At 43.6% G+C, this 11784-nt stretch carries 6 protein-coding genes, 11 tRNA genes and 2 rRNA genes (1 of these 19 running past the window's edge); all 19 read right to left on the bottom strand.

The window, feature by feature from the left end; genetic code table 11:
- Positions 1 to 96 precede the first annotated feature (96 nt).
- Positions 97 to 1440 (bottom strand): phosphoglucosamine mutase, encoded by a 1344-nt coding sequence (gene glmM / locus ACWPWY_RS21870; RefSeq protein WP_454193632.1) that lies wholly within the window; start codon positions 1438 to 1440, stop codon positions 97 to 99.
- Between the two features lie 105 nt (positions 1441 to 1545).
- The gene (locus tag ACWPWY_RS21865; protein WP_454193631.1) at positions 1546 to 2997 is read right to left on the bottom strand and encodes a CdaR family protein; all 1452 of its coding nucleotides are present in this window, start codon (positions 2995 to 2997) and stop codon (positions 1546 to 1548) included.
- Positions 2997 to 3821 (bottom strand): diadenylate cyclase CdaA, encoded by an 825-nt coding sequence (gene cdaA / locus ACWPWY_RS21860; RefSeq protein ID WP_191803887.1) that lies wholly within the window; start codon positions 3819 to 3821, stop codon positions 2997 to 2999. The genes ACWPWY_RS21865 and cdaA overlap by 1 nt, the downstream gene beginning before the upstream one ends.
- A 233-nt stretch (positions 3822 to 4054) precedes the next feature.
- Positions 4055 to 4672, bottom strand: a complete 618-nt coding sequence (locus ACWPWY_RS21855; RefSeq protein WP_191803885.1) for a zf-HC2 domain-containing protein — start codon at positions 4670 to 4672, stop codon at positions 4055 to 4057.
- A 150-nt stretch (positions 4673 to 4822) separates the two neighbouring features.
- Positions 4823 to 5389, bottom strand: coding sequence for an RNA polymerase sigma factor SigW (sigW, locus tag ACWPWY_RS21850; protein ID WP_454193916.1), 567 nt, complete (start codon positions 5387 to 5389; stop codon positions 4823 to 4825).
- Between the two features lie 215 nt (positions 5390 to 5604).
- The gene (gene ppc, locus ACWPWY_RS21845; protein WP_454193630.1) at positions 5605 to 8397 is read right to left on the bottom strand and encodes a phosphoenolpyruvate carboxylase; all 2793 of its coding nucleotides are present in this window, start codon (positions 8395 to 8397) and stop codon (positions 5605 to 5607) included.
- A gap of 372 nt (positions 8398 to 8769) precedes the next feature.
- Positions 8770 to 8843: transfer RNA gene (locus ACWPWY_RS21840), tRNA-Gly, on the bottom strand.
- Between the two features lie 10 nt (positions 8844 to 8853).
- Positions 8854 to 8926: transfer RNA gene (locus tag ACWPWY_RS21835), tRNA-Gln, on the bottom strand.
- Positions 8927 to 8935: 9 nt separating this feature from the next.
- Positions 8936 to 9012, bottom strand: a tRNA-Arg gene (locus ACWPWY_RS21830).
- Between the two features lie 6 nt (positions 9013 to 9018).
- Positions 9019 to 9093 (bottom strand) — tRNA-Gly (locus ACWPWY_RS21825).
- Between the two features lie 10 nt (positions 9094 to 9103).
- Positions 9104 to 9184, bottom strand: a tRNA-Leu gene (locus tag ACWPWY_RS21820).
- Between the two features lie 11 nt (positions 9185 to 9195).
- Positions 9196 to 9271 (bottom strand) — tRNA-Lys (locus ACWPWY_RS21815).
- A 7-nt stretch (positions 9272 to 9278) separates the two neighbouring features.
- Positions 9279 to 9353, bottom strand: a tRNA-Gln gene (locus ACWPWY_RS21810).
- A gap of 54 nt (positions 9354 to 9407) precedes the next feature.
- Positions 9408 to 9483 (bottom strand) — tRNA-Val (locus tag ACWPWY_RS21805).
- An 8-nt stretch (positions 9484 to 9491) separates the two neighbouring features.
- Positions 9492 to 9563 (bottom strand) — tRNA-Glu (locus ACWPWY_RS21800).
- Positions 9564 to 9573: 10 nt separating this feature from the next.
- Positions 9574 to 9646 (bottom strand) — tRNA-Thr (locus ACWPWY_RS21795).
- Between the two features lie 2 nt (positions 9647 to 9648).
- Positions 9649 to 9724 (bottom strand) — tRNA-Asn (locus ACWPWY_RS21790).
- A gap of 54 nt (positions 9725 to 9778) precedes the next feature.
- A 5S ribosomal RNA gene (gene rrf / locus ACWPWY_RS21785) occupies positions 9779 to 9895 on the bottom strand.
- 218 nt (positions 9896 to 10113) lie between these two features.
- A 23S ribosomal RNA gene (locus ACWPWY_RS21780) occupies positions 10114 to 11784 on the bottom strand (it continues 1260 nt past the right edge of the window).

Raw genomic sequence — 11784 nt, 5'->3', positions numbered from 1 at the left:
TTTATACCTTACATTCATTTTCATCATTTATACCCATAAAAGAGAGCCTGGGAAACCCTTATTAGTCTCGCAGGCTCATTTTTTATGTTTATTTGTTTATACAGAAAGCTCTTTTTTCACGACAACTGCAATCTGCTCCACAAATTGTTCCAATTCGTCACGGTCTGGACCTTCTGCCATAACACGAATGAGTGATTCAGTTCCCGATGCCCTTACTAGGACACGTCCGTTATCGCCAAGCTTGTTTTCTACTGCAATAATGGCTTCTTCAATGCCTTTATTACCTTCAAACTTACTCTTGTCTTCTACACGAACATTCACAAGAACCTGAGGATATTGTTTCATGATCGATTTAAGCTCACTGAGTTTTTTACCAGACTCTTTAAGAGTATTCACCAGCTGAATACCTGTCAGCATACCATCACCCGTCGTGTTGTAATCAAGGAAGATTACATGTCCGGATTGTTCTCCGCCCAGGTTATATCCCCCGCGGCGCATCTCTTCCATCACGTAACGGTCGCCTACTGCCGTTTTTGCCGTCTTAAGTCCTAGTTTCTCAGTTGCTTTATAGAATCCAATATTACTCATAACCGTGGAAACAATAGTTCCGTCTTTTAATTTGCCTGCACGATTCATTGCATCGCCGCAAATACACAGAATAAAGTCACCATCTACTTCTGCCCCTGTCTCATCAATGGCAATCAGACGGTCTGCATCGCCATCAAAAGCAAGTCCAAGGTCTGCACCATGACGCAGAACTTCTTCTTTTAGTTGCTCCGGATGTGTAGACCCGCAGTGATCATTGATGTTAAGGCCCGTTGGTTCCGCACCAATTGTAATCACTTCTGCCCCTAGGTCAGCAAATAGTTTAGGAGCAAGTTCATAAGCAGCACCATGTGCACAGTCTAGTACAATTTTCATACCGTCAAAACGGGATGAAACCGTTGTTTTCAAGAAGTCAAGATATTCGAACTTCGCCTGATCATTAACGGTAAGCGCACCTAAATTACCCCCGATTGGACGTGGGAGTTCATCTTCATAAGCATCCATCAAATCTTCAATGCGATTTTCAGTCTCATCAGAAAGTTTAAAACCATCGCCACCAAAGAATTTGATGCCGTTATCTTGTACCGGATTATGAGATGCTGAGATCATTACTCCCGCATCTGCTTTAAGAGTTCGCGTCAAATACGCTACCGCTGGTGTAGATACTACACCAAGACGAATTACATCTGCTCCGATGGATAATAGACCAGCGATTAGAGCAGACTCCAGCATCAATCCAGAGATTCGTGTATCCATACCGATTACGACTTTTGGACGTTCTACTCCGCCAGCTAGTACATACCCTCCACAGCGGCCAATACTGTAGGCCATTTCAGCTGTTAATTCTTTATTGGCAACTCCACGAACTCCATCGGTACCAAAATATTTCCCCATTGTTTGTTTACCCCTCTTTTTTTATATCATCTTCATCAAATTATTAAAATTCGTTTTCATATCTGCTTTTGTAAAAAAAATATAATAATGGCTTATACAGTGTTTCTATTCTGTTGATGAGGAATTCGCTCCAGCTGAGCTATCGTTTTCTTCTGAATCGCTTTCCGTATTTTCTTCAGTGCTTCCATCAGAGGTTCCAGCATCTGTATCCTCTTCTGGATCTTGATTATCCGGTGTTTCCGTTCCGCTATCTTCATTCGGCTTCGTTTCAGGTTCAGCCGGAGTTGTAGATGTTTCTTCAGAATCATCCTTAACCTGTATGGAAACTTTAAGATCCGCCGAAGAAGTTTTAACCGTCACGTAATCAGGTGCTTCTACCTGTAACGAAACTACATGGTTACCTTCCTTGAGGTTTTTCGCGTCCGCCACAAGTTTTATATCACTAGCATCCACATTATCCAGCATATCACTCGGACCAGAAACCGTTATATCTTTATTTCCACTCTGGGGACGAGTTATTGTCGCAGTAAAACTGCCCCCAGGTTCCTGAAGAGTAACGGGAACGTTCTGAATTGTTTTTTCGCTAATAGACGATTCTTCCGATGCAACAACAGTCACCGTAAGTACAACAGAGCTCGGCTCGATTTTCTCAAAACCAGAGGGCGGCGTCAAGTCCACATTAATTGTCTCCGTACCGGCCTCTTTCAGTGTGCTAAGGTCCAAAGACACTCCACTATAGGACTCTATCCCTACTAGCTGTTCTTGGCTTCCGAACAACGTTACCTCACTCACACTTGAATCCACTTTAGCTAAAGTAAGCCCTTCGGGGAGTTGACCTTCATACTGAATTTTTAAAGGAACTTTAGTAAACTTCTCCGATATTGGAATATCCACAGAGACTGTAGCTGGTTCAATAACCGCTCCTTCTATCTCTTTTCCTTCCAGATCATAAGCCACTAACTTCACTTTTTTCTCAGTTACATTCTCAGTCGCCCCATCAATATTAACCGTACCTTGAACTTTCCCCACAGCAGCAAGTTGACTATCTGGCAAAGTAACTCTTACAGGTTCATTTGGCGTAATAACCGGTGTCCCTGCTGCATATCCCTCTGCGGGTGTTCCTGTGGTAACCACATTTACTTCGAAATCTTGGGACGATAATTCCTCAATCGTAACTGTTACACTCGAAGGTTCCATCGACACAAATTCCACACCTTTTGGAACCACATGACTAAGAGGAAGCGTCGTTGTACCCGCACTAACATTGCTTAAATCTAGTCTTACTTTATATTCATCCGTAAATACAGAAGTGAGTACAGAACGCTGACCCCTGACCTGCATTTCTACTTCCGTTTCACTCATGGATGTCAGTACATATTTTGATGAATCAATTCCATAAGCTTCGATTTTGACGTTATCAATCGCACGAGGTTCTATGGAAGTATTTGTTGTTGGTGTTGGTGTAACATCGTTCGAATGAACCATAGCCCACAATAAAAGACTGACCGCTAACGCCAATATTTTGGCAAAATTGTTATTATTGAACCATTTATCCATTACTGACGTCCCCCCTTCCGTTTCCAGAACGGGTTGCGCTTCTCTTTAAGAGTAGAAGATGGACGAAGTTCTTCATGTAATTTAGAAATGAGTGATTCTTCTTTAATATCTCTTACCACCTGACCATTAATCGCAAGCGAAATCTGACCAGTTTCTTCAGAAACTACAATGGCTACAGCATCGGCAACTTCACTAACCCCGATGGCCGCCCGGTGACGTGTGCCCAGCTCCTTACTAATGAAAGGATTCTCCGATAAAGGTAAATAACAAGCTGCCGCCGCAATCTGTTTCCCTTGTAGAATAACAGCCCCGTCATGAAGCGGTGTATTCGGTATGAATATATTAATGAGCAGTTCCGAACTTAACACAGAGTTCATCTTAATACCTGATTCCGTGTATTCATTGAGCCCCGTCTCTCGTTCAAAGACAATTAAAGCCCCGATCTTACGGCGAGAACAGTAGTTTATGGCTTTAATTAATTCATTCGTAAACCTGCTAAATTCCTCATTATCTGCACTGATCCGATTAAACCATTTACCTCGTCCTAACTGTTCAAGTGCACGGCGGAGCTCCGGTTGGAAGATGATGAATAGACCAACCACACTGAAAGTAAAGAATTGGTTCATGAGCCACTTTAATGTGTAGAGATTAAACCAGGTGCTGACAACCCAAATCACCACAAGTAAGAGTATCCCTTTCAGCAATTGTACAGCACGTGTACCCCGAACAAGCAGGATGATCTGGTATATAATGTAGCCTACAATTAATATATCTATAATGTCTTTAATGGACTCTTGCCATGTTAAGTCCGCAAAATAGTTCATCCTTTTGCCCCCGTTATCCCCTTGTTGAGTAAACGCTATTTAAGTTGTAGTTATAGTATGTTCTTCTTTATATCTAGGTTATAACGTTAAAGTACAACTTGCAAGCGAGCAACCATCAAATTACCCATTTATTATAAATATGCCCTGTTCTATGAAAAAAAGAGCCCCTCATGACCGAGGTGCCCTGGTAATGTTTATAAAATATTGCTTAACGACTACCAATTAATACCTTCTCAGCGATACGCTACAACGGACATGATGTTTGTTACCTTATACCAAATCCAATCAAGTGCCTGGTCTATGCTCTTGATCTGCCCGGAAACATGTGCTGTAGAAGCTTGCATATTGTAAGAACCATCAATAACCGTAAGGTTCCCTTCTACGTTGCCATATATCTGAGCAGTCCCATTTTCCACGGTTAAATCGCCGTTTATAGACTTGCCTTCTGGAATAATAACATTATTCCCTTCAATTACGATTTGATCCAGATCACTGCCTTTAACAATCAGCTGATCGCTCTGATCCCAGAAGCTAAGAGTACTGGACAACATGACTAACAAAAATACAGCAGCAGCAGTAAATGCCGGATGTCGCTTCACCCATTTCAGCCAAGGTTGCTGCTTCTTCGGTTGTGGTACAGCACTCATGATCCGATCAGTCAGCTCATCTGAAGCAGACGGGGAATAATGTTTCATAGCATAAAGCAGCATATCCGTCTGTTCTAACTCTTTAAAAAGCATGCGGCAGTCAGGACACATTGACAAATGATTCTCGAGCCCCTTTTTCTGGGCAGTCGAAAGTTCATCATCTAAATATTCATGCATTAAAGAGGTGATTTCATTGCAATCCATATGAGCATATCCTTTCCTCAAGATCTATGAAGTCTCACGTCTATAAATAAACTTGTTTGCGTAACTACGTATTAAACATAAGACTCGTTTTCATGTTATACGCAGTGACGATCAAGATCGTTTCATTAAATTTATAAATAACAAAACAACCTAGAGTTTATATTCAAGTTTTTTACGTAAAAACTCACGACCCCTATGTACTCTTGTCTTGATCGTTGTTACCGGCATGTCCAATACTTCACTAATCTCCTGAAGAGAAAGATCCTGCAAATAACGCAGTATCATAATGGATTTATACTTTGCTGGCAAAGTTTCAATGGCATCTCGAATAATTCGTTGCGTCTCTGATAATAGAGCTTCACTTTCCGGTGTACGATCATCACTTGGGAGCATGGCATAACCATCTGTTCCTTCCTGCTCACCAATTTCCGCATCAAGTGAATACGAAGGCTTCTTTCTTCTTAACCTATCGATACACAAGTTCGTAGCAATACGGTATATCCATGTAGAAAACTTCTGTTCAGGATCATATTTCTCCATATTCCGATATACCCGTAAAAAAGTTTCCTGTACAATATCTTCCGCCTCGTGCCGATTATTGAGCATACGATATGCCAAATGAAATAATTTGTCTTTGTATAACTCAACAAGCTCAGCAAACGCTCGCTGATCTCCCTTGAGTATGAGTTTGACCAACCTTTTTTCTAAATTGTCCACCATCTATTCCCCCAGACTTGCTGATGGGTCTTTCGTACCGCCCTATTTGGCTTACCTACATCATTCAAATCGTAATCGATGTACACCTAAATTGCAATCCATTTCAGCCAAGAATCCATTAAAAATATCACAAAAAAAACCGGGGTCTCTTTTGCAAGATCCCCCGTTTATTGAAAAACTTCTAGTCATGATTTCATTTTGTATTTAACGACTTATCAACCTGTATTTCGTAATCCCGCAGCAATACCATTAATGGTTAACAATACTTCACGAAGTAACTCCGCATCATCGCCATCTTGCTCACGCAGTTCACGTAGCTCGCTAAGGAGTTGTACCTGGAGATAACTCAACGGATCAACATACGGATTCCGTAAACGAATCGATTCTTGAATAACAGGCACGTTATCTAAAATCTCTTGTTGTCCTGTCACTTTAAGTAACAGATCTTTGGTTAACTTATATTCTTCTTTAATAAGTCCCACAATCCGATTACGTACTTCTTCATCCTTAACCATATAAGTATACTGTTTAGAGATATTCATATCGGCTTTTGCTACTGCCATTTGAACTGTATCTATCAAGGTACTAAAGAAAGGATAGTTATTGTACATATCTTGCAGAACCTTCAGGTTCTCTTCCTTACCTTGGTAGAAACTCTGTAAACCCGTACCAGCGGCGTACCATGCCGGGAAGAGGTAACGGCTCTGTGTCCATGCAAACACCCATGGAATCGCACGCAGGTCCTCAAATCGGTCACTATTCTTACGCTTAGATGGACGAGAACCAATGTTTAGTTCCCCAATCTCAGGTAAAGGAGTAGATTCTTTAAAGAAATCGAAGAAATCTTTGTCTCGGAAAATAAGATCTTGGTACTTTTCCAGTGAAACTTCGGATATCTCCCTAATGATCTCTTTCCACCCTGCTTCTTTTTCATCGACTTTCTCCGTACGAGCAGCAGTCGCTGATGTTAATAGTGCAGATGTAGCTTGCTCTAGGCTGCGATAAGCAATACCTTTAAGTGAATAACGAGAAGAGATAACCTCTCCTTGTTCGGTAATTTTAATACCTCCACCAATGGTATGAGACGGTTGAGCCAGAATACTGCGATTTAATGTCATTCCACCGCGTCCAAGAGCTCCACCGCGTCCATGGAAGAATTTCAACTTCACTCCGTAATCTTTACTCATCGCCGTAATATCATTCATGGCTACAAGCAGTTCCCAGTTCGCTGTGACTACTCCACCATCTTTATTACTGTCAGAGTATCCAAGCATGATTTCATGTACGTCATTTCTTGCTAGGACACTTTTACGATAGACTGGCAAATCAAACAGACGTTTCATGATTTGCGGAGCAGCATGTAAGTCATCAATCGTCTCGAATAAAGGTACGGACTGAATGGAGCATACAACAGTACCATCAGGGTCGATACGGTATAACCCAACTTCTTTAGCGAGGACCATTACTTCGAGCAGATCACTTGCACCTCGTGTCATACTAATCAGATAACTAGTTATGCAGTTCTTTCCGTACTCTTTTTGAGCCCGGTAGATGGTACGATACACTTCCAAGCATTCATGTGTATTCTCACTGTACATAAAGTGAGATGATGTTAATGGACGCGGATCATTGAGCAAACCAGCAAGTAAATTAATCTTTTCTTCCTCACTGAGTGCTGAATAATCTTCCACAATGTTCATATGAGCTAGAATTTCTGTCATCGCATTTTCATGCTCTTGGCTGTGTTGACGAATATCTAACGTAGCAGTGTGGAATCCAAAAAGTTCTACTTGGCGAATCGTCTTTTTGATATACGTATCTGCAACATAGTCAGCATAATGATGACGCAAGCTACAATCGATCACTTTCAAATCATGAATTAATTCCTCTGGCGAGTCATACCGATCCGGCTGACCCAATTTGCTTTCATCCAAAACATTACTAAGTTTAGTTATCATATAAGCAAGTTTAATACGGTAAGGTTCTTTCTCATTACGCCATATGTCTGCTTTCTTAATGACAACATGTTTTCGATCCTCTTCAATAGAAGCCATTAATTCTTCCGATACGTTTACGATATTAGTGCTGAAACTTAAATTCCCCATCAGCTCAATTAAAATACGTTTATATTCGCGTATAGCAAGCTTACGTTGCACTCGGAGTGTCTCCCAAGTCACATCAGAAGTTACCGATGGATTTCCATCACGGTCTCCACCAATCCAGGAGCCAAATCTCAGGTACGTAGGTACATGCCAGCGATTTTCTGGGTAATACTTTTGTAAGCATCGTTCTAGTTCTTCATAAACATCAGGTAGTACATGGAATAAAGTTTCGTGGAAATAGTACATTCCATTTCTTACTTCATCCAGCACAGTAGGTTTACGATCTCTCAGTTCGTCCGTTTGCCACAGAGTAATGACTTCGTTAAGCAATTTCTCCCGCAGCTGTTCACGTTCCCGGAGCGTTAGTATAGGATTATCTAATAGCATGACATCTTCCGATATACGTTTATGTATATCCAGAATAACACGACGCATGGCTTCCGTAGGATGCGCAGTCATAACAAGCTCAAGTGAAAGAGAACTTAGGATTTCTTCAACATCATTGTATTCAAACCCTTTTTCCTTCAAAGTTTTAACAGCCATTTCGATAGATCCTGGCTGCACAGTCTCTCCTGCAGATCTTTCGTAGTCACGCTTGCGACGAATTCGGTGGTTCTGTTCCGCAATGTTCACCAATTGAAAGTAAACTGCAAAAGCTCGTATCACTTGATGGCGCTTCTCAGAATCTAATTGCTTAATCATACTAAGGAATTCTTGATACAACTCTGGCGTATATTCTGCTCGTAAAGCCTTACTGGTTTCACGAATTTTTTCTACCACTTCTAGAAGTTCATTACCTCCTTGATGGACGAGAACCTCCCCGAGTATATTACCAAGAAACCGCACATCCCGGCGCAACAAGTTGTTAGAATTGCTTTTGTTCGCGGTTACCGTAATTTCTGTCATGCTTATCCTCCTATCTCCAGCTAATTACAAATTCTACGTAAAAAATGACACCTTCATAACATAATACAATAAAATTCAGTGAAAATCTTTAGTTTTGTAATAGAAAATACAGGTTTTTTGTAACTTTTAATGTAAAATACTGCTTTTCTTGTCGTATTTCTAGAGATTCTCTTGATCTATTCAACATGTGGATAAGCTGATTTATTGCTTCTATATGTTAATCAATGTATCCAATATTTATTTGCAATTGCATAAAAGCAAGTACAATCTAGTAACAAACATACATTAAGTAATACACATAATGATCCATTAATTATATCTGCATATACAAAAAAAAGCCTAGTTACTGAACCAGACTTTACGTTAAATAATTGGAGCGGGTGATGGGAATCGAACCCACGCTATCAGCTTGGAAGGCTGAAGTTCTACCATTGAACTACACCCGCATATAAAGTATCGGGATGACACGATTTGAACATGCGACCCCTGGTCCAAACCCAGGTGCTCTACCAAGCTGAGCTACATCCCGATATTTAAATGGCGCGCCCTGAGAGATTCGAACTCCCGGCCTTTTGATTCGTAGTCAAACGCTCTATCCAGCTGAGCTAAGGGCGCAAAATATGGAGCGGACGACGGGAATCGAACCCGCGACCCTCGCCTTGGCAAGGCGATGCTCTACCGCTGAGCCACGTCCGCAAAAAATCAATGCGCGTGAAGGGACTCGAACCCCCACGTCAAGGACGCTAGATCCTAAGTCTAGTGCGTCTGCCAATTCCGCCACACGCGCATGTGATTATATGGTGAGCCATGAAGGGCTCGAACCTTCGACACCCTGATTAAAAGTCAGGTGCTCTACCAACTGAGCTAATGGCTCATATAAATGGCTGGGGATATAGGATTTGAACCTATGCATGACGGAGTCAAAGTCCGTTGCCTTACCGCTTGGCTAATCCCCAACATTCTTATATGATTTGTAATTTACACACATTATATACACATTCAAAAATGAATGGTGGAGATTGAGGGGATCGAACCCCCGACCCTCTGCTTGTAAGGCAGATGCTCTCCCAGCTGAGCTAAATCTCCATATAAAGTGACCCGTAGGGGATTCGAACCCCTGTTACCTCCGTGAAAGGGAGGTGTCTTAACCCCTTGACCAACGGGCCTTAATAAACAAGCTCTCAACCGGGATCGAACCGGTGACCTCATCCTTACCATGGATGCACTCTACCTACTGAGCTATGAGAGCAATGGCTCCCCGAACAGGGCTCGAACCTGTGACAACTCGATTAACAGTCGAGTGCTCTACCAACTGAGCTATCAGGGAATAGTAACCATTAGTAGTAAACACAATCCTCAGTTGCCTGAGGTAAGGATGTTCGCTTGGCGGCGTCCTACTCTCCCAGGACCCTGCGGTCCAAGTACCATCGGCGCTGGAGGGCTTAACGGTCGTGTTCGGGATGGGTACGTGTGGAACCCCTCCGCTATCGCCACCAAACGTGATTTTTGCGCTGTGATATCTTCAGTGAATACTCACCAGCAAAATATCAGCCCTTAGAAAGGACATGCGACTTAAAATCTTCGGAAAATCCATTCGCTCTTCGCGTTCACTTGGGTTCAACACGGAAGTATGAATCAAGAAACAAGCGTCAGGTTCTCCTCAAGGATTTGCTCCCTGAAAACTAGATACGAAACAATCTTTGCGATTTTAATATTTAGGATAAGCCCTCGACCGATTAGTACTGGTCAGCTCCATGCATTCTTTGCACTTCCACCCCCAGCCTATCTACCTCGTCGTCTTCAAGGGGTCTTACTAATTGGGAAATCTCATCTTGAGGTGGGCTTCGCGCTTAGATGCTTTCAGCGCTTATCCCTTCCATACATAGCTACCCAGCGATGCTCCTGGCGGAACAACTGGTACACCAGCGGTATGTCCATCCCGGTCCTCTCGTACTAAGGACAGCTCCTCTCAAATTTCCTACGCCCACGACAGATAGGGACCGAACTGTCTCACGACGTTCTGAACCCAGCTCGCGTACCGCTTTAATGGGCGAACAGCCCAACCCTTGGGACCTACTTCAGCCCCAGGATGCGATGAGCCGACATCGAGGTGCCAAACCTCCCCGTCGATGTGGACTCTTGGGGGAGATAAGCCTGTTATCCCCAGGGTAGCTTTTATCCGTTGAGCGATGGCCCTTCCATGCGGTACCACCGGATCACTAAGCCCGACTTTCGTCCCTGCTCGACTTGTAGGTCTCGCAGTCAAGCTCCCTTGTGCCTTTACACTCTGCGAATGATTTCCAACCATTCTGAGGGAACCTTTGGGCGCCTCCGTTACTCTTTAGGAGGCGACCGCCCCAGTCAAACTGCCCACCTGACACTGTCCTCGCACCGGATCACGGTACCAAGTTAGAACCTAGATACGATCAGGGTGGTATCCCAACGTTGCCTCCACACAAGCTGGCGCTCATGCTTCTTAGGCTCCCACCTATCCTGTACAGATCGTACCCAAATCCAATATCAAGGCGCAGTAAAGCTCCATGGGGTCTTTCCGTCTTGTCGCGGGTAACCTGCATCTTCACAGGTATTAAAATTTCACCGGATCTCTCGTTGAGACAGCGCCCAAGTCGTTACGCCATTCGTGCGGGTCAGAATTTACCTGACAAGGAATTTCGCTACCTTAGGACCGTTATAGTTACGGCCGCCGTTTACTGGGGCTTCGGTTCATAGCTTCGGATTACTCCTAACCACTCCCCTTAACCTTCCAGCACCGGGCAGGCGTCAGCCCGTATACTTCGCCTTGCGGCTTCGCACAGACCTGTGTTTTTGCTAAACAGTCGCTTGGGCCTTTTCACTGCGACCCCCTCGTGCTATTCACACTACCGGGGTACCCCTTCTCCCGAAGTTACGGGGTCATTTTGCCGAGTTCCTTAACGAGAGTTCTTCCGCGCGCCTTAGAATTCTCTTCTCACCTACCTGTGTCGGTTTACGGTACGGGCACCTTCATCTGGCTAGAGGCTTTTCTTGGCAGTCTGAGATCATGACCTTCGCTACTGTAATTTTCACTCCCCATCACAGCCCAGCCTTAACGATGTGCGGATTTGCCTACACATCAGCCTCACTGCTTGGACAGACATCCATCAGTCTGCGTCACTACCCTACTGCGTCCCCCCATCGCTCGTAACGATTTACGGTGGTACAGGAATTTCGACCTGTTGTCCTTCGACTACGCCTTTCGGCCTCGCCTTAGGTCCCGACTTACCCTGAGCGGACGAGCCTTCCTCAGGAACCCTTAGGTTTTCGGCGGATCAGATTCTCACTGATCTTTTCGTTACTCATACCGGCATTCTCACTTGTATGCAGTCCAGCAGTCCTTCCGGTCTACCT

The organism is Paenibacillus sp. Marseille-Q7038 (genome assembly GCF_965111595.1).
This window is presented reverse-complemented; position numbering and strand designations above follow the sequence as displayed.

Excerpts from the sequence above, each read along its gene's own strand:
- ppc (WP_454193630.1), bottom strand. The coding sequence starts at position 8,397 with ATGACAGAAATTACGGTAACCGCGAACAAAAGCAATTCTAACAACTTG.
- cdaA (WP_191803887.1), bottom strand. The coding sequence starts at position 3,821 with ATGAACTATTTTGCGGACTTAACATGGCAAGAGTCCATTAAAGACATT.
- glmM (WP_454193632.1), bottom strand. The coding sequence starts at position 1,440 with ATGGGGAAATATTTTGGTACCGATGGAGTTCGTGGAGTTGCCAATAAA.
- ACWPWY_RS21865 (WP_454193631.1), bottom strand. The coding sequence starts at position 2,997 with ATGGATAAATGGTTCAATAATAACAATTTTGCCAAAATATTGGCGTTA.
- ACWPWY_RS21855 (WP_191803885.1), bottom strand. The coding sequence starts at position 4,672 with ATGGATTGCAATGAAATCACCTCTTTAATGCATGAATATTTAGATGAT.